The organism is Pseudidiomarina woesei, assembly GCF_001418345.1.
Classification (GTDB): Bacteria; Pseudomonadota; Gammaproteobacteria; order Enterobacterales; family Alteromonadaceae; genus Pseudidiomarina; species Pseudidiomarina woesei.
Genome location: NZ_LIPW01000006.1, coordinates 82820 through 107139, shown reverse-complemented (window position 1 = coordinate 107139; position 24320 = coordinate 82820). Strand labels below are relative to the sequence as shown.

Genomic DNA, 24320 nt, shown 5'->3' with positions numbered 1-24320 from the left:
CAAGCAGGCATTCCTAACTTGAAAGAATCCGAGTTAGCAAAGGCAATTTGAGCATGCTCAGTTACGCTCTACCGAGCGCACAATATCCAACCTTTATTTTTGTTATGTCATTGACAGTAAACGACTTAAACACACAACACAATAACAAAACACGCAATATCGCCGAAGTGAATGTGCCGTACATCGCTGGCGACACCATCACTTACTAATAACGCGACGGCTAGTCACTAGTTGCAGTAACCTGAAAGTCAAAAGGTCCGCTGTTCGCTCTTAGTTGACTATCAAATTAGTGCCAGTAGCAGACGTTGACGTATTATCAATCAACCGGTGCTTTAACGTGTCAACAACGGTTGAAAACTGATCCACCTTTAAAGTCTATTTTGTGCAAAACAACGGTAGTTAATTGATCCATTGCTGCATTCAAGCGTCAACAAGCACTTCGGTGCTCGTTTCGATGGCAGTGTAATCCCCCCTCTCAGGACCATGGTCTGAGCGCAATGTTGTTGGCATGCGATTTTTTACATACGACAAAACCACCAACATAAGATAGACAACTGAGAACAGAACAAGCATGGAATAACTCGAACCTCCACCACTCATCCAAGCCTCCTTAAACGTCAGCTGCAGCGATTTGTTAGCTGTCTGCTTGATAGGACACCAGATAGCCAGCACTGAGCAATTTCTCAACTTGATCGTTCACGCTGACCTTTTCGCCGCAAAACAAGCAAAGATCATACTTTGCCCTACTGATCATGACATAAAGTGAGTTGGAAGGTGTATTATTTGTCAGAGGCGAAAGCACGGTAGGGAACGTGCGCCCAGCAATATCCGATACGCAAACGAACATAACTGAGGCATCTTCAGTTCCATCCATAGACCAATCTACACCTCCGCTTTCCAGTGCCCCTATCATCCGATCAAGGCTTACCTTATTCTCATAAAAGATGACCAGAGGAAAAAAATCAGAAAATTCCGATTTGATAAGGGAAATTTTTTGTTTAACCAAGCTGCAAAACGCAATACCATCAGAAACGCGGGCCAGCTGCGCTTTTCTGAAGCCCCTCTGATTCTCGAAATATTCATCACTTATGTCGCCGATCGGGCGGCCGAGGACGGATTGCCGAAACGCATAGCTGAACTCGCCGAGTTCAAGTGTTTGCCGAAAATTGTGATTAAGTTCGAAGATGTTTAGTTTCTCATCCTTAATAAAGGCCTTTTTCAAATCCCCTAAATTTGACCACTTTCCAATCCCATCAGGGTTCTCTCTCTGCACTTCATCGCCGGTTAAGATCAAATTTTCCGACAGCAGCCAAAGAACCCGAAGTTTTGACAATGGAACATCCTGTGCCTCATCAACGATCAGCGTATGAAATGGTTGGTCGCCCCCTAGAAGCTTCTTCGTTTGTAGTTGAAATAGAAATTGAGGCAAATGGCCATTAAAGATACCCGCAGCGAACTTCTTTGAAGTAACTTGATTTCGCAAAGATACCACTATGTCACGGATCGCATCTGCCTTGTCGGATGCTTTCTTGCTACGGTCTTTGTTGAATTTTTCCAGCTCACCTTCTAGCTTCTCCTTGTACTTGAAGGTGGCCTCGCGAAGCTTTGCTTCGTCAATTAAGCTTAATTCGCCATCTTTTGTGGCAATCGCTGGCCTTGTTCTTCTTGTCCCCTCACGAATCAACTTGGACCTGTATTTCATCTTAAATTCAGCAACGTCAGCTTGAATCTTAAGCCGCCTCGTGCGCGATTCATCGGATGAGCTTAGAAGGTAAGCACAAAGTTCCGACCTGCGTGAAACATACTCACGAAACAAGGATAGCGCTACCTCGTCTGATCGAAATGCAGATAACGCCTCGTTGTCGTCGCCACCAATCTCACGCAGATTGTTGGATCTAATTCGGCGAAGATCTTCTTGAATCATTGAAATCCTTCGAGCGCGGTTCACGGCCAATTTCCAAGCTGATCTGTAGTTGTCATCTAACGCATCAACTTCCAGTCCCGTCGCTGCGCGAAGGAAATCTTCTACGACCGAAACCTTCACTCTTTTTGCTTCAATCTTACAGAGCAAACTCTCAAATTCTTTCCGCGCGTTTTGGCTCTTTGTTAAGACCGCTATTCTGTCGGATGCGATCCCACTGTTTTTCTGAAGAAGCTTGATTTTTTGAAGCACCGTCGTGGATTTTCCAGAGCCGGCCGGCCCGTCAATGATGTAGTTTCCTTCACCGTAAATTGCTCGTCCTTGTACACCGGTTGGGATGATTTCCTCCATCCGCATAATATCGCGTGGATCTATCAAGCGCTTCTTCTTGTCTTTCCTTGGGGAGGCCTGATCGAATGCCTCTTTTGCTGATTCAAAGTATGCCTTTCCCTCCTCAGACTCGTACTGAACATCTGTCAAGTCATCGGTGGTTGGCGTGTATCGTCCTATTAAGCATACGAAGCCTAAATTAGGGCTAGCATGCCCGAGTTCGCACCCGAGCAATGGTTTTGCTCGCCAATCATCCCAAGAAAAAATTCTATAATGCTCGTTTTGGTTCTTTGCAACCAATAGAGTGTGGAATGCACTTTGCGTTAGATAGATGCTGGTGCTGTCGAACTTGAGGCGATGGAAGATCGGCGTATCCGGATGCTTCTGAAAGGTTTCGAAATCACCCTTTAGCTCAGTTTTATAGTTCATGCACCTAGTCCTCTCCCGGTTGTCACAAGACAGCTTATGCCGCAATCACGCGCTTGTCGCGTGAATTGCTTTGTTATATTTTTTGTATCTGCGCCATATTTCCCGACGCATGCCTGATTTCATATCTGCTTTTACTTTCTTACCAACGCTCGTACACAAGTAAATCTCGGAAGTAAAAATCCTGAAAAAGGCCTTTATTCTACTGGTTGGGAAGAGAAAGTTTTCAGGCGCATCAAGCTTTTCTATAAAATCAGCAGGAAAGAAAAGTGTTGCGGACTCCCCATCAGTTAGTCGCATTGGAAATTTAGAGCAATACTTTACTACGCGCTCATCCAGATAGGGGGATAAAAATGTACGCTGCCTTTTGAATAACGGTACATGTTTCCAATGCCACTCGAAGTTTACTATCTGTACGTCTCTGGCACCTATATTCACAAAGTCCAGCACATAAACATAAGTATCTAGTTTCATAGGGTCGCTGCTTGGAATAAAGCCGCCACTATAGCTTGCGCCAAGACGAAGAAACCTATCTCGTACTGACAGCCAAAGTGCAATACCTGAAATGACGATCATACCAACAGCAGATAGCCAGGGCGCGAAACTGTTAATGCACTGCCATGTATTACAAGCTTCCAAGTATCCTCCTGACTCTAGGAAAATATAATATTTGTATATTGTGCGTGCGAACAATATACAAATATTATATTTTTCATTATGTGACTGAGAATAAAGGACTTAAATAAGCAAATCAACAAAACGTAAAATATTGCAGAGTTTAAGTGTTATGAGCCTAATTGGTGTCACCCTTCGTTATTAATGATAGAAAAGTGAGTCACTAGTTAAATTAAGCAAAAAGCCCGATGGTCCGTTCCTCGCTCTTAACGGAAGCAATCAAGAGATCCTATTTTGATTTGAGCGCCGATTAACAACCAGCGTCCCGCTGATTCGTCTGTTCAAGGCTCAGCCGTTCTGCCAACCAAACTTTAATGAGTGATTGCCGCGTCACGCCAATACGGGCAGCTTCCTGATCTAAAGACTCGACAATCCACAGCGGGAAGTCGACATTAATGCGCTTAGATTCCTGATTTACTCGCCGTGCGGTAGAAAGATCCAAGTCGTCGGTAATATCTTCTTTATTAGCATCGAATTTTTCGTCAAAACTCTTGGTTTTCATAAAGCTCAACCTCTTTTCTTTCGTGAGCGTCGCATCATAACCTCATCGAATATTTGAGTATAATCTATTTCCTTTTTACTCACGTCGCAAATATAAGTGCTGACTGATACAAAAAAAAGGCGAGCTAAAAAGCTCGCCTTCCTCATCACAGCACAACCAATTAACGATACGTATCCACCGCTGGGCAGCTACACATCAAGTTACGGTCGCCGTAGACGTCGTCAATGCGGTTCACGCTTGGCCAGAACTTGTTCACCTTCACGGCGGCCACAGGGTATGCGGCAAGTTCGCGGCTGTATGGGCGTTCCCAGTTGGCGTCAACAATGTCGGCCAAGGTATGTGGCGCGTTGTGCAGTGGGTTGTTGTCTTCTGGCCACTCACCCGCTTCAACGCGTTTGGCTTCTTCACGAATGCTGATCATGGCTTCAATAAAGCGGTCTAGTTCAGCTTTTGACTCAGACTCGGTCGGCTCAACCATTAAGGTGCCCGCTACTGGGAAGCTCATGGTTGGGCTGTGGAAGCCGTAGTCTTGTAAGCGTTTTGCCACGTCCATTTCGGTCACGCCACAGGCGTCTTTTAATGGGCGCAGGTCAATAATGCACTCGTGCGCAACGCGGTCGTTACGGCCTTTGTACAAAATTGGGTAGTGCTTGCTTAAGTGCTTCGCAATGTAGTTCGCGTTCATAATCGCTACTTCAGTTGCTTCGCGCAGGCCGCGTGAACCCATCATGACAATGTACATCCACGAAATTGGCAGAATGCTCGCGCTACCAAATGGTGCTGCTGATACCGCACCGTTGTCGGCGCCTGTGCCTTCAATTTTTATCACGCTGTGGTTTGGCAAGAATGGCGCTAAGTGTTGCTTCACGCCAATTGGGCCCATGCCCGGGCCGCCGCCACCGTGTGGAATACAGAAGGTTTTGTGCAAGTTCAGGTGCGATACGTCTGCGCCAATGTAACCTGGCGAGGTGACGCCTACTTGCGCGTTCATGTTGGCACCGTCTAGGTATACTTGGCCGCCGTGCGCGTGCACAATGTCACAAATTTCTTTAATGCCTTCTTCGTACACACCGTGGGTTGACGGATAAGTCACCATAATGCACGACAAGTTGTCGCCCGCTTCGGCGGCTTTGACTTTTAGGTCGGCCAAATCAACGTTACCGTTCTTGTCACAGTCAACCACCACCACGTTCATGCTCATCATTTGCGCTGAAGCTGGGTTGGTGCCGTGTGCAGAGCTTGGAATTAAGCAGATGTTGCGGTGCGCATCGCCACGGCTTTGATGGTACTTCTGAATCGCCAACAAGCCGGCGTACTCGCCTTGTGCGCCTGAGTTTGGTTGCATCGACATCACGTCGTAACCGGTAATATCCACTAACCACTCTGACAAGGTGCTGAGCAATTCTGCGTAGCCTTGCGCTTGGTCGACTGGGCAGAATGGGTGCAACTGGCCGAACTCTGGCCAAGTTACCGGAATCATTTCTGCGGTAGCGTTGAGCTTCATGGTGCACGAACCCAGTGAGATCATGCTGTGGTTCAACGACAAGTCTTTGTTTTCTAACTGCTTAATGTAGCGCAGCATTTCGGTTTCAGAGTGGTAGCTGTTGAACACTGGGTGCTCTAAAATTGCGCTTTCGCGGCGCAGTGCAGCTGGAATAGATTCTACGTCGCCAGAAGCTGCGCGTGAGTCTAATACATCAACTTCTAAACCGTGCTCATCGCCAAACAGCACGGCGAATAAGGCGTCAACGTCATGGCGAGTTTTGGCTTCGTCTAAACTCACGCCAAACTGGCCGTTGCCGTCTACACGTAAGTTAATTTCAGCGTTGTCAGCGCGAGCTAGAACGTCGTCAGTATTACCTTCAAGTTTAAAGGTTAAGGTGTCAAACCAATGGCTGTTTACCAGCTTCACGCCTTTTTCTTTTAAGCCTAACGCCACTATGTCGGTTAAGCGGTTAATGCGCGAGGCAATCGTTTTTAGGCCTTGTGGGCCGTGATATACCGCGTAGAACGAGGCCATGTTGGCCAGTAATACCTGCGCGGTACAGATGTTTGAGTTGGCTTTTTCGCGGCGAATGTGTTGCTCGCGCGTTTGCATGGCCATACGCAATGCTTGGTTGCCGCGGGTGTCTTTAGACACACCAATAATACGGCCTGGCAGCGAGCGCTTGTATTTGTCACGGGTAGCAAAGAATGCGGCGTGTGGACCACCGTAGCCCATAGGTACGCCAAAGCGCTGGGCTGAGCCGAATACCATGTCGGCGCCCATTTCGCCAGGCGACTTCAACAACACCAAGCTCATAATATCGGCCGCGACGGCAACAATACCTTTGTTGGCTTGAATGTCAGCAATCAGCTTTTCAATGTTGTGAATTTCGCCGTTACGGTCTGGGTATTGCAACAACGCACCGAATACGTCGTGGTTGTCCGCTTCGCGTGCTGGCCCAACAATGACCTCAAAACCAAACTGCTCGGCACGGGTTTTCACCACGTCGATGGTTTGTGGGTACACATTGTCAGCCACGTAATAGGTGTTTGACTTGCTCTTGCTCACGCGCTTTGACATAGCCATAGCTTCGGCTGCTGCAGTGGCCTCGTCTAACAAAGAAGCGCTCGCAAGCTCTAAACCGGTTAAGTCCATGGTCATTTGTTGGAAGTTCAAAATGGCTTCCAAACGGCCTTGGGCAATTTCTGGCTGATAAGGCGTGTAAGCGGTGTACCAACCTGGGTTTTCCAACACGTTACGCAAAATAACGTTTGGTACTAGGGTGTCGTAATAACCTAACCCGATAAATGACTTATAAACTTTGTTTTTGCTGGCAATGGCTTTTAAACGAGCCAACGCGTCACGCTCGGTCATTGGCGCGCCAATAGACAAGAACGGTTCGCGGCGAATAGCGCCAGGTACGGTGTCTTGGGTAAGCTCTTCAAGTGAGTTTACACCCAGTTCAGCCAGCATAGCTGCTGCTTCGTCTGCGCTTGGGCCAATGTGGCGCGCAATGAATTCACCGTGATTTTCTAACTGCTTCAGCGTAGTAGTCGTCATTTACTTCAAGTCCCCTAGCTTTCGGGTTGATACAAGACAATTGAAACACAAAACCCCGGCAAAATTGGCCGGGGCTTGTTCACAAAACGAGCGCTTAGTCTTCGTCGATAACTGCTTGATAACCTTCGGCATCAAGCAAGCCTTCAACCTCACTTGGGTCTTCGGCTTTAATTTTGAATAACCAGCCGTCACCAAATGGGTCGTTATTTACGGTTTCTGGCGCATCTTCAAGTTCTTCGTTTACTTCAACAATTTCACCAGCAATTGGCGCATAAATGTCAGACGCAGCTTTTACTGACTCACACACGGCAACGTCGTCACCAGCGGCAACCGCGTCGCCTACTTCAGGTAATTCAACGAACACCATATCGCCAAGCAAGTCTTGTGCGTGCTCAGTAATACCTACGGTGAAAATGCCGTCGCCTTCGTTGCGCACCCACTCGTGCGTTGACGCGTACTTAAGTTCCTTTGGAATATTGCTCATGTTCTGTTCCTTATAAATAATTCAGATACTCAATTCATCAAAAGGTTGTGAACGCTTAGGCAAGTACTTACGCAAGTACTTAAGCAAGTACCGACTTGCCGTTACGCACGAAGCTAGGTTTAACCACGCTTACTGTAACTAATTTTTTGCGAATTTCCACCTCGGCGGTGTCACCTACGGTTGCTGGCACGCGCGCCATAGCAATCGAGAAGCCTAAGGTTGGTGAGAAGGTGCCCGAAGTAATAACGCCTTCGCCGCCCTCTACGATCACTTTTTGGCCGTGGCGCAATACGCCTTTGTCTTTCATCACCAAGCCAACTAGCTTGGCATGGCCAGCTGCTTTTTGCTGTTCTAATGCTTCACGACCGATAAATTGACGATCAGCAGGTTCAAACGCTACGCTCCAGCCCATGTTTGCTTCTAATGGGGTGACGCTCTCGTCCATGTCTTGCCCGTACAAGTTCATGCCTGCTTCTAAACGCAAGGTGTCACGTGCGCCCAAACCACATGGCTGAACGCCAACGTTCAATAAGGCGTCCCATAACGGCTCAAGTTTGTCGCCAGGCACAGCAATTTCATAGCCTTTTTCGCCGGTGTAACCGGTGGTTGCGATGAAATAATCGCCCACTTGCTGTGACATAAATGGCTTCATGCCATCTACTGCAGCAAACGCTTCGTCGCCCAGTACTAATTTAAGTTTTTCTTCGGCTTTCGGCCCTTGTAACGCAAGCATGCCCAAAGTTGGTTGCTCGGTAATAGTGACTTTGAAGCTGCCGGCGGCTTTGTTGATCCACGCCATGTCTTGTTCACGGGTGGCCGAGTTCACCACCAAGCGGTATGATTCGTCCGAGAAGAAATAGGCAATCAAGTCGTCAATTACGCCACCTTGCTCGTTCAGCATGCCGCTGTAGAGCGCTTTACCAGGAATGCTTAATTTGGCCACGTCGTTGGCCAATAAATGGCGTAAGAAAGGTTTTGCATCAATACCAGACACATCAACAATGGTCATGTGCGATACATCAAAAACGCCTGAGTCGTTACGCACCGCGTTATGCTCTTCAATTTGCGAGCCATAATTTAGCGGCATGTCCCAGCCGTGAAAGTCCACCATTTTCGCGCCAGCTTTTACGTGCGCGTCATATAAAGGAGTACGATTTGCCATGACCTAATTGTCCTTTTTTGTTGTGGATGCGCAGTCTGTTTTTTAGCTGTGCGCGCATTCAAAAAATTACCGCGAATTATAGAGGTCGAAAGCCCTCGCAACAAATGAATATTACTTATGCTTTCATAAAAATTTTAAATAAGTTTGTAAATCGTATAAATTACAGTTATCAAATTAACGAAAAACGCCTGTTTTGTGAGCAGAAATCATGCAGCACCTCCCGTTAGAAGCTTTACGCGCCTTTATTAGCATTTATGAACTGCAAAGTTATACCGCTGCTGCGCAGCAGTTAAATCGCTCGCAACCCGCCATTAGCCTGCAGTTACAGCGCTTAGAAGAGCTGCTTGGGGTGTCGTTACTCAGTCGCAGCGGTGGGCGCATTCACCTAACGCCAGCGGGTAGTGAATTACTTGAGCAAGCGCGGCAGTTATTGGGTTTAAATGATCAAATTATTGCGCGCTTTACCGAGCCCTCGGTTTCGGGGCAAGTACGCTTAGGTATTCCCAGTGAATTTGCTAGCAAAATTCTGCCCCAGGTGCTCGGGCAATTTGCACAGGCCTACCCGAATGTGTCGCTGTCAGTAACCTCAGCGCTGAGCAAAGATTTGCTGAAAGACGAGCAAGCGCATTTTGATTTAGTGATTGCCTTAAAAGAGCCCGACAAAAAATCCATGCGCCCTGGCATGGTGATATTAAAACAAGAGCCGTTGGTTTGGGTGGGTGCCCAGCACGACATACAGCACGGGCAAGAGCCATTGCCTTTGGTTGTGGCACCTGAGGGGTGTATTTATCGGCGCCGCGCTTTAACGGCGCTACGTCAGGCTAATATTCCCGTGCGTATTAGTTTTACCAACGCTGATTTTTCGGGCTTAACGGCAGCTATTGAAAGCGGCCTTGGGTTGACTGTGCTGGCACAAAGCACGGTGCCCGATAATTTAGCGCGACTGCAGCGCAACGGCACCACAGCCTTGCCCGAACTAGGTGAGGTGAACGTGGCCATGTGGCAAGCCGACGCCGACAACCAAGCGGCGCGGCAACTGGCACAATTTATTCAAGAACGTATTTAGCTATTCACCAAGCGCTGCTTTCACTAGCATGCGTTTGAGCGGCTTGGTGTTATTAGCCACCTGAAAACCCACACCACGGGCTAGTTTTAGCAACGGATTAGCGCTACCGAAACCGCGTTTGAAGGCTTCCATGGCTGTGATCATGGTCACTGCAGCGGCTTTTCGTTGGCGCTCCCAAGCCCGCAAAGATTTTGGCGATGGTTGGTCGGCAAACACCTGCAACAAGTCAATGACGTCACCAAAACCGAGGTTTGCCCCCTGCCCTGCAAGTGGGTGAATGCTGTGAGCGGCGTCGCCAATCAATATTAAGCGCTGCTGCAGCCAACGTTGGGCATATTGCATGCGCAGCGGAAACCCTGCGCGTTGCGAGGCGAGCTGCAATTGCCCAAGGCAGCTATCGCTCGCAGCCTGTAGGCGCTGCATAAAGGCTTTGTCGTCAAGCGCTTGCAGTTGTTCTGCTAGCTCAGTGTCTGCCGACCACACTAACGACACTTGATGCGGATTATTGAGCGGCAACCAAGCAATGGGCCCGCTTGGTAAAAACACTTGGCGGGCAATACCTTGGTGCGGTAACTCGGTGTTAATAACAGCGACAATACCCGTTTGCTGGTAGTCCCAAAAACTTAGCGGCAAGCGCGCTCGCTCGCGAATGGTCGACCGATTGCCGTCAGCGGCAATAAGATAGTCGCCATAGAATTTTTGCCCATTGACTAGGCTAATCGACACCTGCTGCTCATTAACACTATGTTCGGCAACCGCTACGCCGGCGTGAATGCTAACCCCCGCCTGTAATGCCGCGTCCCACAACACCTGTTCTAACACGCGGTTTTCAACAATTGCGCCTAAGTCATCGGCGTTCACTTCGTTGGCCGCAAACTCAATACGCCCGAAGCTATCGTGATCCCACACGTCCATAGCGGTATAAGGGCCTAAACGTTGACTTGGTAGCTGTTGCCACACGCCAAGTTGCTGCAACAAGTCGCGGCTGTGATGTGCTAAGGCACTAACGCGTAATTCAGGTTCTTGGCCATACTCAGGGCGTGAACCACGTTCAATCACATCAACCTGATGGCCCTGTTGGCGTAAGCCTAAAGCCATGCTGAGGCCAATCATGCCGGCCCCCACAATGATGATTTTTTGGTGGTTCATGTGTTACTGAAACCCCATGGTTTGTCTGGCGAAAATATCACGCAAAGGCGGCAAATTATCGAGCCCAAATAAAGCGATATTGCGCCCCATGACTAAGGGCACATGTTGGTTCGAAAAGCCACGCACTAAGCTGTCAGTTAGGCCAATAATTCGTTGGTAGTCACTTTGGCGCTGTTTGTTATAAGCACTCAGCACCTTGTAACTGCCCGGTTCCTGCGCGCCAGTTAACTGCTCGGCAAGCGCAATGGCGTCGCGCACGCCCAAGTTAAAGCCTTGCCCGGCTATAGGGTGCAAGGTATGCGACGCGTTGCCAATAAGCACCGTGCGGTGCGCAATGCTAGTTTGCGCCAGGTGCAGTTGCAGTGGGTATTGCACTTTGTCTTTCACCGCAACAAAGCGCCCTGCCCGATAGCCAAAGGCCTTTTGGCACTGTGCTAAAAACTCGTGGTCTGGCAGCTGCAATATGCTATTAGCTTGCTCTGGTGCAAGGCTCCACACCAATGAGGCTTGGCGTTCTGCCATGGGTAATAAGGCAATGGGCCCGGTGTCTGTAAAACGCTCATAAGCCCAACCTTGAAGGTCTTCTGACAAGGTTAACGTGGCGATAATACCGAACTGCTGGTAGTCGGTGTGCGCCATCGCAATACCGGCGTCTGCACGCACTTGCGAGCGCGCGCCATCGGCCCCCACCAGCAACTGAGCGGCCATGGTGTGGGTTTGTTCGCTGTCGTTGTGCTTAATTTGATAGTCAACGTTAATATGATTGGCATGGCGTTCAGCGCTTTTAAACCAAGCGCCACCATGCCAAGTAATATTAGTTTGTGCTAAACACGCTTTATACAGTGCGGTATTCAGTGCTGCCGCAGTAATCACTTGGCCCATAGCTGCAACGTCATGTTGCGAGGCATGCAAGCGCGTCATACCTAAATGTCCGCGATCGCTCACATGAATATGTTCAATTGGGCTGGCTAACTCAGCAACCTGTTGCCATACGCCAATGCGCTCTAATAACGTCACTGTGGCGGCCGCCAAGGCAATCGTACGCTTGTCCATGGCTGGGCCATTCGCTTGTGGTTCAAGCACGTGAACGGTCCAGTTGGGCCTGCCGCGGGCTATCAATAGCGCAGTTAAGGCGCCAACCAGCCCGCCGCCAGCAATAACCAACGGCGCCATCTGCGGCTCAGCTGCGTTTACCCGGCCATCCATTGCTCTATCTCTTCGACCGTTTTGGGTACCGCAGCGGTCATGTTTTCATGGCCCGTTTCGGTAATAATGACGTCGTCTTCAATACGAATACCAATGCCGTGCCACTTACTATCCACACCTTCGGTGCCGGTTGGAATATAAATGCCAGGCTCAATAGTTAAAACCATGCCAGGTTCAAACTTACGCTTTTTACCAGCTTGGGTGTAAGTGCCCACGTCATGCACATCAAGGCCTAACCAATGGCCAAGACCATGAATCATAAACGGCCGGAAAGCGTGGTTTTCCATCAGGTCACGCGCGTCGCCCTGCAATATGCCGAGCTCGTGCAATCCCGTGGTTAGCACGTCACCGGCGGCTTCAAATGCTTTGGCCATGTCACTACCGGGCTTTAATGTGGCAAGCGCCGCTTCTTGCGCCGCAAGCACCACGTTATACAGGGCTTTTTGCTCGGCGCTAAAGCGGCCGTTGACTGGGAAGGTTCGGGTAATGTCACCGGCATAACCAGCAAACTCAGCACCTGCGTCAATGAGCAGCAAATCGCCATCGCGCAGTTCACTTTGATTTTCGGTGTAGTGCAAAATGCAGGCATTTTCGCCACCGCCACAAATAGTACCGTAGGCCGGTGACAACGCACCGTGCATGGCAAATTCATGATGTATTTCTGCTGCGACTTGGTATTCAAATTTACCGGGCTTCGCAAAGCGCATCGCGCGTTTATGGGCGGCCACACTAATGGCTGCCGCTTGACGCATCAGGTCAAGTTCTGCTGGGCTCTTGATAATGCGCATATCTGCCAACCACGGGTTGATATCTACCCACGCGGTAGGCGCTTGATGGCCCTTTTTCGGGGCTGCGCGAAGCTCATCAGCAATCATACTCAGTTGCGCTGCCAATTCGGGTTTGTCATGCGGATAAAACACCTGCTCCGCGCCGTCTAGCAAGGCAAACAAATAGTCGTCGGCGTCTTCACTACTGGCAGCAAAGTCTACGCCAAGTGCATCAGCCGCTTTATCGACGCCAAGCCGACGGCCATGCCAAACTTCTTCGCTCGGGCTAGTGGGTTGGCAATATATTTGCACGGGGTCATCGGCGTTCGGCGCCAAAACCAACAAGGCGTTAGGCTCGTCAAACCCGGTTAAGTAAAAAAAGTCACTGTCTTGGCGAAACGGGTATTCCGTATCACGGCTGCGTGTTTGCAGCTGCGCGCCGGGAATAACCGCCATCGCATTTGGCGATGCCTTGGTTAACTTTTTTAAAATATGCGCACGGCGCTTTTTGAACTCGTCTAACGGCAGCGAAAGCTTCATATGACCCTACAACTTATAGCCTGAGTTAATGCAGAACTTGGTTGGTTTTGCAGTCGGCGCCCGATTTTAGCCCCAACTCGTTGAAACATAACATAGCTGAAATGCGTAAGTACTCGGCTACCTCAAAGAAAGCGCGTTCGGCTTCTTCGTCTTCGTCGACAGCAAAATCAAGCTTGGCAATTTCAACCATGTCGTCAATCACTTCGCGAACATCGTCTGACAAGCCAGTTAGGTTCGTTTGATTAACCCCAAAGCCAACAAGAAACGACTGCACCCAGCCAATCATGCTAGTTAAACGTTCACCTAAGGATTCATGATCACTTGGCAGAATCAAATTAAAACCCAAATCAGGGTCACGCATGCTCGCGCAAATATCGGCTGCGAGCGCTTTTAAGCGTTCCGTCACTGCGGGGGGAAAAGATTGCCCTTCGTGAATCAGATCACTGAGCAATAATAGCCAGTCATCGCCCTTAAGGCTTGCACCGCCGGCAATCATACCGGTTAAAATACCGTGCACTTCCGCGCCATTGGAGAGCATACCGTTTTGTTCAAAAAACTCAGTTAAACGGTCATAATTTAGTAAGTTAGCGTCTGCGCCACCGGTTTGTTGCATAGCTTTTGTTCTCTTAACGTTCTTTACGCACATCCTACCATTGCAAAGCTGCTCAGGCTAGCTGACAAGTACCGCTTACCCGTGCCATAATAGCGACCAGCGAAAGATAAGAATAGTCCAAGTACAGAGGAAGCGGCATGAGTCAACGGACTTTAGACATACGATTAATGGACCGTAACTACAAAGTGAACTGTCCGCCAGGGCAAGAAGTCGCTTTGCAGCAAGCCGCCGATCGATTAAATACCAAGCTTGAAACTATTCGTGGTATGACAAAATTGTCGAATCCGGAGCAGATTGCAGTCATGGCGGCACTTAACTTGTGCCATGAGTTTGCTCAGCAAGAGAAACAACAGCAGCAACGTATTGCTGATCTCGAAGAAAAACTGCAATTACTGCAAGCCACGCTTGAACAAGCAATGGCTGATCAACGCCCCGGACGTTAACCAGCAAATTATGACTGCCTGGGATGTGCGCCAGCAAGCCGATGTCCCTGAGCCGATGCTAGCAGTAAAGGGGCTCACTGGGCGACTATTGAGCAAGCTCGACTCGTATCGAGAAGCCTGCGGTCGTTTCAATTGCGCCCCGCCTTGAACCAGTGGGTTCAAGGGCCAAGGCACGCAGCGGCATTCTGGGTGGTCACCCTTTGTAGCCCGGCGTTCTACGCCGGGACGTGGCTTTATCACGGTTAGTGTTGAATTCAATCGTGACGTTATTGAAATCAACCGTTAGTGTTGAATTCAACATTAACGGTGCTGCGCACCACCCGGCGTAGAACGCCGGGCTACGTCCACCAAGCGGCGGACGTCGGCGAGGAGCTCTTGGGCATCGTAGACAATGCCGTCTTTAATGGTGTAACGAATGCCCTTGGTGCGCATTGGCTGATTATTCTCGTCAAGCTTGTAGTGACCGGTTCCGTACAGCACCTTAAAGTTTGCCAGTGGGTTTTCGTCCACCACAATCAAGTCGGCTTTTTTGCCCGGCACAACACTACCAATCTCATCTTCAAGGCCAAGCGCTTCAGCACCATTCAATGTGGCTGCCTGAATGACTTCCAACGCGTTAAAGCCTGCTTCACGCAGCAACTCGAGTTCGCGAATATAACCAAAACCGTAAATTTTGTAGATATACCCTGCGTCAGAGCCTGTCGTGACACGACCGCCGTGGTTTTTAAAGTCGTTTAAAAAGGCCATCCACAATTGGTAGTTTTTACGCCAGGCCACCTCTTCATCGGTGGTCCAGTCAAACCAATACGAGCCGTGGGCGTAGCGACTTGGGGTGAAAAAGTCCCACAATTGCGGCAAGGTATATTCTTCGTGCCAAATGGCTTGGCGCTCACGCATTAAGTCGCGGCTGGCTTCGTAAATAGTTAGCGTCGGGTTGATGGTAAAGTCGAGCTTAATTAGCTCGTCACGTACTTGGTTCCACTTTTCTGACCCCGGCTGAGCCGCTTGAGCCCATAATTTACCGGCTTCGCGGAAGCGATCTTGCTCGTTGTTGTAGTTGTAATTAGCTGGGTAGTTTTGAATGCGTTGGCCGGTAAATAAGGCTTCTGGCAAGCCATACCAATGCTCCATGCTGCCCAAACCTAAACGAGCTGAATCCACCACATTTGTACCGACCACGTTTAATTGGGCGTGGTGCATCATGGTTCCCAAGCCTTGCTTACTCGCTTCGTCTAGTGCTGCGGCCATAACCTTTGGGGTGGCGCCAAAGAACTTGATGCCCGAAGCCCCCTGTTTTTTAATGCTTTTCACCCAGTCGCGTGCTTGCTTTGCGCCAAAAATAGGCTGCTCAGCGCCCATACCAAAACCCGCATAAGGAATAATTCGTGGCGATACGATGGCATTTTTTACGGCTTGTTGTTCATGCCATTTGGTCCAGTCTAGCCCGTTAAAGCTGCCCGGTTCACGCACTGTGGTAATGCCATGCGCCAACCATAGCTTCAGCACATATTCGGCCGGAATACCTTCAGCAGAACCGCCAATATGCCCATGCATGTCAATAAAACCAGGCAACACGTATTTGCCTTCAAGGTTTAATTCGCGATCGTTGGCGCCCGCAACCGGCCGTTTTTCTGGTTTAATCGGAACCCCAGGGTTGCCCACGCTAACCACATTCACAATGCGGTCGTTTTCAATAACAATATCCACCGGCCCTTGGGCGGGTGCGCCTTCGCCGTTAATTAAGGTAACCCCACGTAAAATTAGGCGTTGATAAGGCCCTTCGCCTTGCTCACCTCGGGCTGGTGCTTTCGGTGGCGCGGCAAGCACTACGGTTGAAAGCGCAATAGTTAGGGTTAGCGTGGTCAGTAATTGGCGAATCATGATATAACTCTCTTGTTTTTATGGTTTAGAGCAAGCTTACATAAGGTATCAGCACTGTGTCGCAACAGCAATTACGCCAACATTTATTAAATGCGCGCGCCAGCATGTCTGCCGCACAGCGTGATGACGCTGCGCGGTTGGTTGCTGAGCATTTAATGAAATTACCGCAGTTGCAACACCCAACCTGTATCGGTAGTTATTTTAGCATTCGTGCCGAACTACCCACTCAAGTCTTGAATCAACAGTTGATAAACGCTGGCCACCAGCTTGCTTTACCGGTGCTGCACCCGATAAACCGAGGCCACCTGCTGTTCTTGAGCTTGTCAGAGAGCACCCGTTGGGTGCATAACCAATATCAAATTCCCGAGCCAGAATTGCATGCGCAACACATCGTGCCCCTACAGCAATTACAGGTGCTTCTAATACCATTGGTTGGTTTTGACCAGCAAGGAAACCGCATGGGCATGGGCGGCGGGTTTTATGATCGCACGTTAAGTGGCTGGTACAAAGGCCACTACCCGCAGCTGCTGCCGATTGGTTTGGCGCTTGACTGCCAACAGGTTGAACAACTACCGAGACAACCCTGGGATGTGCCGCTTCCCATGGTCATAACCCCGTCTAAAGTGTGGGACTTTCGCGGCTAAAACTGTATACTGAAAAGCCATAGACCACTGACTATGGAAGCCCTTATGTCCACCTCGCAAGACCAACTTAAAAAGCAAGCCGCAGAAGCCGCTCTGAAGTATGTTCAACCCAATAGCATTGTGGGTGTGGGCACCGGCTCAACGGTCAATTTTTTCATTGATGCTCTAGCCACCATGAAAAACGACATTGAAGGCGCTGTTTCAAGCTCAGACGCCTCTACCGAGCGCCTAAAAGCCCACGGTATTGATGTGGTTGAACTCAACAATGTTGCTGATTTGCCGGTTTACATTGACGGCGCTGACGAAATTGATGAGCACATGCGCATGGTCAAAGGCGGTGGCGGCGCGTTAACTCGTGAAAAAATCATTGCCGCGGTGGCCGACAAGTTTGTGTGTATTGCTGACCAAAGCAAAGTGGTAGGTCGCTTAGGTAGCTTTCCAATTCCAATAGAAGTGATTCCAATGGCACGTTCATACGTGGCCCGCGAAATTGTCAAACTTGGCGGTGACCCCGTGTGGCGCCAAGGCTTTGTCACCGACAATGGCAATGTCATTTTGGATATTCACAACTTTGATATCTTAGACCCTGTTCAACTAGAGCAACAATTGAATAGTATTGTGGGTGTTGTTACCAACGGTTTATTCGCCAAGCGCGGCGCCAATATCGCAATTATTGCAAGCCCAAGTGGCCTGCAGTTTATGGAGTAGTCATGAGCCACCAACCCACTTCGCTGGCCAAAGAACGTATTCAAATTCTGTTACTTGAAGGCGTGCATGAGAGTGCTGTTGAGGTACTGAAGCAGCACGGCTACAGCAATATCAAAACGCTGAAAACGTCGCTCAACGAAGACGAGCTGTGTGAAGCAATCAAAGACGTGCACTTTATTGGCATACGCTCGCGCACTCAATTAACAGCGAAAGTATTTGCGGCAGCGGAAAAGCTCGCTGCAGTGGGTTGTTTCTGCATTGGTACCAACCAAGTTGATTTAGCGGCCGCACGCGACAACGGCGTGGTGGTGTTTAACGCTCCGTTTTCAAACACTCGTAGCGTGGCTGAATTGGTATTAGCCGAAATTATTATGCTACTTCGCCGTATTCCCGAGAAAAACGCAGCTGCCCATCGCGGTGGCTGGGACAAAGCCGCCAAAGGCTCGTTTGAAGTGCGCGGCAAAGTACTCGGTATTGTGGGTTATGGCCACATTGGCACGCAATTAGGCATTTTGGCTGAGCAACTCGGCATGCAAGTGCGGTACTACGATATCGAAACCAAATTGTCGTTAGGTAACGCTCTGCAAGTGGGCAGTTTGAACGAGCTTTTAAAGCAAGCTGACGTAGTAACATTGCATGTGCCAGAAACACCACAAACGCAGTGGATGATTGGCCCGAACGAATTGGCGCAAATGAAACCTGGAGCGGTATTTATTAACGCTTCACGCGGTACCGTGGTGAAAATTAATGCGCTAGCCGATGCTTTGAAGTCGGGCCATTTAGCCGGCGCGGCTATCGACGTATTCCCAGTAGAACCCAAAGGCAACGACGAGCAATTTGAGTCACCGCTGCGTGGCCTCGATAATTGCATTTTGACGCCGCATATTGGCGGCTCTACTGAAGAAGCTCAAGAAAATATAGGCATAGAAGTGGCGGGTAAATTAGTTCGTTATTCCGACAATGGTTCAACTTTGTCGGCGGTAAACTTCCCCGAAGTGGCACTGCCAGCGCACGAAGGCTCGCGCCGCTTGCTGCATATTCACCACAACCGCCCGGGTATGCTTACGCGCATTAACCAATTGCTGGCCGAGCAAAATATCAACGTTTCCGGCCAGTACTTACAAACCGACAGCAAAGTTGGTTACGTGGTTATTGATATAGAAACGCCACCGAAAAGCACCATCGCTGACGACTTACTTATCGCCATGCGCGCTATCGACGGCACCATAAAAGCCCGCGTGTTGTACTAGTTAATGGCCCTAGCGAGGGCCTTTTACTGTTTGCTCCATCGACTCAGGCGAGACGTGACGTACGTCTTTACCTTTCACGAAGAAAATAATGTACTCGGCAATGTTCTGACAACGGTCACCAATACGCTCAAGCGAACGCGCTGACCAGAGTACGTTCATCACCTTTGGAATGCCGCGTGGGTCTTCCATCATGTAGGTCATTAATTGGCGCGTTAATGCTTCGTACTGACGATCGGCTTGGGCATCCATTTGGTGTACTTCAAATGCTGCGTCTAAGTCCATGCGCGCAAATGCATCTAATACGCCGTGCAACATGGCAAGCACTTGCTGGCCAAGATTTTCAAGGCTTACCAAGAACTGCTGCTGATCATTGTTGAAGCTTTCAAGCGCTACACGCGCAATGCGTTCGGCTTCATCGCCAATACGCTCAAGATCCGAAATAGTCTTGAAAATAGCAATAATCAAACGCAAGTCACTGGCTGCTGGCTGACGCTTGGCAATAATTTGCACACAAGCTTCATCAATTTGCACTTCAAGCGCGTTAATTTTGTAGTCGCGCTGCAAAATCTGCTCGGCCATTTCATGATCAGACTTTTCAATAGCGTGCAACGAGTCACGCAATTGCTGCTCAACCAAGCCGCCCATATTGAGTACCTGGTTACGAACGGCTTCAAGCTCTTCGTTAAATTTACCGGAAATGTGCCGGCTCATATTTAATTTATCCATTGCCTGCGCTCCTATTAACCGTAACGACCGGTAATGTAATCTTCAGTTTGCTTTTGAGCTGGCGTGGTGAACAAGGTGTTCGTGTCGGCATACTCAATTAGCTTACCCATGTACATAAATGCGGTTTGATCAGACACACGTGCTGCTTGTTGCATGTTATGCGTCACAATAACCACGGTGTATTTTTCTTTCAGCTCGGTAATTAACTCTTCAATGGTTAACGTTGAGATTGGGTCAAGTGCTGACGTTGGCTCATCTAATAATAGCACTTCCGGCTCAATGGCAATGGCGCGTGCAATCACCAAACGTTGTTGCTGACCACCTGACAAGCCAAACGCTGACGCATTCAAGCGATCTTTGACTTCATCCCATAGTGCAGCACCTTTAAGTGAGCGTTCCACCACTTCATCGAGCGTACGGCGGTCATTCACACCCTGCAAGCGCATACCATACACCACGTTCTCGTAAATTGACTTCGGGAACGGATTTGGGCGCTGAAACACCATGCCCACTTGGCGACGCAGTTCAGCCACGTCGACATTTTTGTCGTAAATGTTTTTGTCGTGCAAACGGATTTCGCCGCTAGTCTTACAAATTTCAACCAAGTCATTCATGCGATTAATACAACGCAACAAGGTTGATTTACCGCAACCTGAAGGGCCGATAAAAGCGGTAACACGATTTTTCGGAATATTCATCGAAATGTCGTACAACGCTTGCGCATCCCCATAATGCAAGTTGAGGTTGCGAATTTCTAACGCGGTTTGCTCTGGCGTTAAGTTTGCTAAATCTAATGATTCGACATTGCTAGTGTTCGGAGTAACCGAAATCATAATGTTTAACCTTAATGTTCAAGAGAGCGATATTTTTCACGTAAATGGTTACGCACGCCAATAGCGGTCAGGTTTAACCCGACAATAACAGTAACCAACAAGAATGAGGTGGCGTATACCAATGGTCGCGCGGCCTCAACGTTCGGGCTTTGGAAACCAACATCATAAATGTGGAAGCCCAAGTGCATAAATTTGCGATCTAAGTGGAAGTACGGGAAGTTTCCGTCCACCGGTAGCATAGGTGCTGACTTCACTACCCCTACCAACATCAATGGCGCAACTTCGCCAGCGGCACGCGCCACGGCAAGAATTAAACCAGTCATAATGGCTGGCGATGCCATTGGTAAAATAATGCGCCATAAAGTTTCCGCTTTGGTTGCACCCAGTGCCAAACTGCCTTCGCGTAAGGTACTCGGAATACGCGACAAACCTTCTTCGGTCGACACAATAACCACCGGTAGTGTCAAAATGGCCAAAGTAATAGCGGACCACATCACGCCTGGCGTACCGAAGGTCGGGCTCGGCAACGCTTCAGGGTAGAAAATTTGGTCCAGCGTGCCACCAACCATGTAAACAAAGAAACCCAGACCAAACACGCCATACACAATAGACGGTACACCGGCTAGGTTGATTACCGCGATGCGAATTAACCGTGTAATCGCATTTTTGCCAGCGTATTCGTGCAGATAAACCGCGGCGATGACACCAAATGGGGTGACGATAACCGACATGAGCAACACCATGAACACGGTACCGAAAATAGCCGGGAATACACCGCCCTCAGTGTTTGCCTCACGAGGGTCTTCTGACACAAATTTACCAATTTGGGTAAAGAAATGGCCGATTTTGCTAAATAGCCCCATGTCATTTGGAAACGTCACGTCTAACACTCGGTACATGGGTAATGTCACTTCCATACCACGCATGTCGCGCATAACCACACTGTCACGGCTGGCGGCATCACGGTAAGCGAACAGTTCTTTCTCAAGCTCTTTATACTGTTCGTTTAACGCATGTTCTTCAGCAGCCAAGCGCTGCTGCTCAGCTTCCGTCAACTTGCCTTCTAGGTCTAATGCACGTGCTTCAAGACGCAAGCGGTTTAACTCGTAGTTAATGGCACCAATTTCGCCTTGCTGTAGGTCTGAAGCTTGTTCGTTCAATTCAACCGCACGCTCAATACGCTCGAACAATACGTCACGCAGGTTGTTTTGGTTAGCAACAGACTCGCCGTTTTCTAGTACATCCACCACATAACCGTAGAAGTTACCGTCTTTTGAGCGTTCAAGCACTGCAAGATCTGCTGGGGTTTCGTCGCGAATAATTTGCGGCTCCATAACCCACATGAAATCTAGCGGCACGAATTCGCGGTTACCCACCTTGAACAACTTCCGTTCAAGCATTTCTCCCTCAAAGCCTTCAAGGGTTATACCTGACTCGGTTAAACGCGAAATTGGCACTTCTTCACGGTCGTATACTTCACCAATAATTACGCGCGTTGAGCCGTCATTGGCTTGCACTTCAACTTCGTGAATGGCTGCCGGCCAAAAGAATGACAGACCACGCCAAGCAATGAGCGCTAGCAAACCAAGTACAGCAATTAAGCTGACACTTACCGCGCCCGCAGTAAGCCAAATATAAGGTTTTCCTGACTTAAACCATTTATTCATGGACATCCTCACGCTTACATCGAGCTATATTTGTCGCGCAGACGCTGACGCACTAACTCAGCGACGGTATTAAACGCGAAAGTGAAAATAAACAATACAAAGGCTGCTAAGAACAGAATGCGGTAGTGCGAACTCCCCACTTCTGACTCTGGCATTTCAACGGCAATATTGGCCGAGAGCGTACGCATGCCTTCAAAAATGTTCCAGTCCATAATCGGCGTGTTACCCGTGGCCATAAGTACTATCATGGTTTCACCTACGGCACGGCCTAAACCCATCATAACTGCTGAGAAAATACCTGGGCTGGCTGTTAGCAACACCACTTTAGTTAAGGTTTGCCAAGTGGTTGCACCAAGCGCCAACGAACCATTTGATAAGTGCTTAGGCACGCTAAACACTGCGTCTTCAGCAATTGAGAAAATAGTCGGGATAACCGCAAAGCCCATGGCAATACCAACAACCAGCGAGTTGCGTTGGTCAAAGGTAATGCCCAGCTCGTTGGTAATGTACTGGCGCACGTTGCCGTCAAACAGTGCTTGCTCAACCCAGGGTGACAGTTCAAATGAGAGCCATCCGACAAAGGCAACAATTGGCAACAAAATCAGTGCCGCACGGCCGTCAGTAAAGCGATTACGCCATACTTTCGGTAATACGCTGCTTAGCGCCGCAAAGGCTACAATAGCTAATGGCACCAAGATTACGGTGGCGACAATACCGGGCAGATATTCTTCGATGAGCGGCGCCAGCCACAAGCCAGCCAAGAAGCCCAAAATTACCGTTGGCAAGGCTTCCATAATTTCTACGGTTGGCTTCACCACTTTACGCACACCTGGCGACATAAAGTAAGCCGTATAAACTGCTGCAGCTAGACCAATAGGCACCGCAAACAACATCGCGTAAGCTGCGGCCTTAATAGTACCAAACGAAATTGGCACTAAACTAAACTTGGGTTCAAAGTCGTCAGAACCAGAAGTTGACTGCCACACGTATTGAGGTTCTGGGTAACCTTCGTACCAAACTTCTTGCCAAATGCCACTCCAAGTTACTTCCGGGTGCTCGTTTTCTAATTTGAACGAATGCAGCTCGTTACCGCTCTGCATTAATAAGGTATTGGCACGCGGGTCAATAACCACGCGCTCTGCTTTGACGTTATCAATATGCGAGAAATACAGATCGGCTTCTGATGTGGTGTGAAACACCCCAACTTCGCCAGTTTCTGACACGGTATAGAAAGTTCGACGATAGTATTCCGCTACAATGTCTTTAATGGCCGAACTACCCGCCTGAAACTCACGAATATACTGATACTGACGACCATTTTCGCCGGCTACTTCAAACCATTGTGTGACCAAACCATTGGCATGACCGAATAGCACCGAGCTTGCGCCAGCCAACAACTGCATACTCGTAATTTCGCCATAACGACGACGATCAATATTTAATAATTGTCGCTCGCTAATAGTTCCGGTGCGTGACACACCATACACATAAAATCGGTTGCCTTGGCGAACGAACACTTGGGTTAAGTCTGGGGTAACAACCACGTCATCAACTTGGCCGTTAATGGGAAGTTCAGCAAATTTTGATTTCAGCTCAACCGTCCCCGTCAAGAAGCTGCGGCTGGCCTGCAAAAAGTTTACTATCACTTGGTTGTCGGCGGTTACCGCCGCAAATAACTGTGACTCGCCATTATACTCGTACGCAATTTGCGATAACGTGCGACCTTCAGGATCAACTTGAATGAGTTCGCCCTCGTTGGCGAAACCAACCACAGGCGTGGTAAGTCGGCGACCATCTTTAAACTGTGAGCGAAATTTCGGTTCAATAATACGTGCTTTCCCGCCTGCGACGGCATATGCATAACGTTTATTCTGCGGCTGAGTTGCGGCAAAAGCTGTCGGGCTGTCGGCAACTTGCTCCGTCAATAGAACTTGACCAGGCTGCCAGTCAGTGCCAAGTTTTTGCGTTAATGCAAAAAAACTAAGCGTGCCGTTGTCCGCAAATCGGTAGCCTATTTCAGACTGCTCTTCCATACCCATAGCAACAGTTTGCCCTTGGCCGGGAACGGCAAACGATTGCTGGTGCTCAACTTCTACACCACGAAAAATAGGTTCAACCACATATAACAAGTAAAAGAATATCAGTAGCAGTGCCATTAATACTAAGCCGCCGCCAAGAGTTACCCCCCAGCGAGCCGCTTTATCTTTGATTAATCGCACATTACTGGCTCCCAACTCTGCACGTTGTGATGCCGCCATTGCTGCCTCTTCAAGTTTAAAAA

General features: G+C 49.1%; 21 protein-coding genes and 1 other RNA gene. 7 read left to right on the top strand and 15 right to left on the bottom strand.

Going from position 1 to position 24320, the window contains the following annotated elements; genetic code table 11:
- Positions 1-53: 53 nt before the first annotated feature.
- Positions 54-209, top strand: a complete 156-nt coding sequence (locus ASC40_RS11885; RefSeq protein ID WP_153827366.1) for a hypothetical protein — start codon at positions 54-56, stop codon at positions 207-209.
- Positions 210-634: 425 nt separating this feature from the next.
- Here ASC40_RS11885 and ASC40_RS09640 read toward each other — a convergent pair whose 3' ends face one another.
- The 6 genes from ASC40_RS09640 to gcvT form a co-directional block, all read right to left on the bottom strand.
- Complete coding sequence (locus tag ASC40_RS09640) at positions 635-2680, bottom strand: UvrD-helicase domain-containing protein (RefSeq protein ID WP_055439596.1); 2046 nt, start codon at positions 2678-2680, stop codon at positions 635-637.
- A gap of 45 nt (positions 2681-2725) precedes the next feature.
- Positions 2726-3316: a hypothetical protein gene (locus ASC40_RS09635; protein ID WP_055439595.1), complete on the bottom strand. Its 591-nt coding sequence runs from the start codon at positions 3314-3316 to the stop codon at positions 2726-2728.
- A 286-nt stretch (positions 3317-3602) separates the two neighbouring features.
- Positions 3603-3854, bottom strand: a complete 252-nt coding sequence (brnA, locus tag ASC40_RS09630) for a type II toxin-antitoxin system BrnA family antitoxin (RefSeq protein WP_055439594.1) — start codon at positions 3852-3854, stop codon at positions 3603-3605.
- 160 nt (positions 3855-4014) lie between these two features.
- Complete coding sequence (gene gcvP, locus ASC40_RS09625; protein WP_055439593.1) at positions 4015-6900, bottom strand: aminomethyl-transferring glycine dehydrogenase; 2886 nt, start codon at positions 6898-6900, stop codon at positions 4015-4017.
- Positions 6901-6994: 94 nt separating this feature from the next.
- On the bottom strand, positions 6995-7384 hold the full coding sequence (gene gcvH, locus ASC40_RS09620; RefSeq protein ID WP_055439592.1) for a glycine cleavage system protein GcvH: 390 nt from the start codon (positions 7382-7384) through the stop codon (positions 6995-6997).
- A 79-nt stretch (positions 7385-7463) separates the two neighbouring features.
- A complete protein-coding gene (gene gcvT, locus ASC40_RS09615) occupies positions 7464-8546 on the bottom strand; it encodes a glycine cleavage system aminomethyltransferase GcvT (RefSeq protein WP_055439591.1) in 1083 nt (360 codons plus the stop codon).
- A gap of 208 nt (positions 8547-8754) precedes the next feature.
- Here gcvT and ASC40_RS09610 point away from each other — a divergent pair, with 208 nt between their 5' ends.
- Positions 8755-9612, top strand: a complete 858-nt coding sequence (locus ASC40_RS09610) for a LysR family transcriptional regulator (protein ID WP_055439590.1) — start codon at positions 8755-8757, stop codon at positions 9610-9612.
- Here the strand turns inward: ASC40_RS09610 and ASC40_RS09605 are convergent, their stop codons facing one another.
- The 4 genes from ASC40_RS09605 to ASC40_RS09590 are packed head-to-tail and all read right to left on the bottom strand — an operon-like array spanning position 9613 to position 13887.
- On the bottom strand, positions 9613-10761 hold the full coding sequence (locus ASC40_RS09605; protein WP_055439589.1) for a UbiH/UbiF/VisC/COQ6 family ubiquinone biosynthesis hydroxylase: 1149 nt from the start codon (positions 10759-10761) through the stop codon (positions 9613-9615).
- A 3-nt stretch (positions 10762-10764) separates the two neighbouring features.
- Positions 10765-11967, bottom strand: coding sequence for a 2-octaprenyl-6-methoxyphenyl hydroxylase (gene ubiH / locus ASC40_RS09600; protein WP_055439588.1), 1203 nt, complete (start codon positions 11965-11967; stop codon positions 10765-10767).
- Positions 11952-13274, bottom strand: coding sequence for a Xaa-Pro aminopeptidase (gene pepP, locus ASC40_RS09595; RefSeq protein WP_055439587.1), 1323 nt, complete (start codon positions 13272-13274; stop codon positions 11952-11954). Before pepP ends, ubiH begins: the two co-directional genes overlap by 16 nt.
- A gap of 25 nt (positions 13275-13299) precedes the next feature.
- Positions 13300-13887, bottom strand: coding sequence for a UPF0149 family protein (locus ASC40_RS09590; RefSeq protein ID WP_055439586.1), 588 nt, complete (start codon positions 13885-13887; stop codon positions 13300-13302).
- A gap of 137 nt (positions 13888-14024) precedes the next feature.
- On the opposite strand from ASC40_RS09590, the gene ASC40_RS09585 reads away from it, so the two are divergent.
- On the top strand, positions 14025-14330 hold the full coding sequence (locus tag ASC40_RS09585; RefSeq protein ID WP_055439585.1) for a cell division protein ZapA: 306 nt from the start codon (positions 14025-14027) through the stop codon (positions 14328-14330).
- Between the two features lie 12 nt (positions 14331-14342).
- Positions 14343-14526, top strand: a non-coding RNA gene (gene ssrS, locus ASC40_RS11800) — 6S RNA.
- A gap of 104 nt (positions 14527-14630) precedes the next feature.
- On the opposite strand, the gene ASC40_RS09580 is transcribed toward ssrS, so the two are convergent.
- Positions 14631-16211 carry an amidohydrolase family protein gene (locus ASC40_RS09580; RefSeq protein ID WP_211256884.1) on the bottom strand — a complete coding sequence of 527 codons (1581 nt, stop codon included), beginning with the start codon at positions 16209-16211 and terminating at the stop codon, positions 14631-14633.
- Positions 16212-16267: 56 nt separating this feature from the next.
- Here ASC40_RS09580 and ASC40_RS09575 point away from each other — a divergent pair, with 56 nt between their 5' ends.
- The 3 genes from ASC40_RS09575 to serA are packed head-to-tail and all read left to right on the top strand — an operon-like array spanning position 16268 to position 18813.
- Positions 16268-16855 (top strand): 5-formyltetrahydrofolate cyclo-ligase, encoded by a 588-nt coding sequence (locus ASC40_RS09575; RefSeq protein WP_072243435.1) that lies wholly within the window; start codon positions 16268-16270, stop codon positions 16853-16855.
- A gap of 45 nt (positions 16856-16900) precedes the next feature.
- A complete protein-coding gene (rpiA, locus tag ASC40_RS09570) occupies positions 16901-17563 on the top strand; it encodes a ribose-5-phosphate isomerase RpiA (protein ID WP_055439583.1) in 663 nt (220 codons plus the stop codon).
- A 2-nt stretch (positions 17564-17565) separates the two neighbouring features.
- Positions 17566-18813, top strand: a complete 1248-nt coding sequence (gene serA, locus ASC40_RS09565) for a phosphoglycerate dehydrogenase (RefSeq protein ID WP_055439582.1) — start codon at positions 17566-17568, stop codon at positions 18811-18813.
- A gap of 9 nt (positions 18814-18822) precedes the next feature.
- Here serA and phoU read toward each other — a convergent pair whose 3' ends face one another.
- Genes phoU through ASC40_RS09545 form a run of 4 tightly spaced genes read right to left on the bottom strand, consistent with a single transcriptional unit; the run spans position 18823 to position 24297 of the window.
- Entirely contained in the window at positions 18823-19539 is a 717-nt protein-coding gene (gene phoU, locus ASC40_RS09560; RefSeq protein ID WP_055439581.1) for a phosphate signaling complex protein PhoU, read from the bottom strand.
- 14 nt (positions 19540-19553) lie between these two features.
- Positions 19554-20372: a phosphate ABC transporter ATP-binding protein PstB gene (gene pstB, locus ASC40_RS09555; RefSeq protein WP_055439580.1), complete on the bottom strand. Its 819-nt coding sequence runs from the start codon at positions 20370-20372 to the stop codon at positions 19554-19556.
- Between the two features lie 11 nt (positions 20373-20383).
- Positions 20384-22039 carry a phosphate ABC transporter permease PstA gene (gene pstA, locus ASC40_RS09550; RefSeq protein ID WP_055439579.1) on the bottom strand — a complete coding sequence of 552 codons (1656 nt, stop codon included), beginning with the start codon at positions 22037-22039 and terminating at the stop codon, positions 20384-20386.
- A gap of 14 nt (positions 22040-22053) precedes the next feature.
- Positions 22054-24297 (bottom strand): ABC transporter permease subunit, encoded by a 2244-nt coding sequence (locus tag ASC40_RS09545; protein WP_055439578.1) that lies wholly within the window; start codon positions 24295-24297, stop codon positions 22054-22056.
- Between the last annotated feature and the right edge of the window lie 23 nt (positions 24298-24320).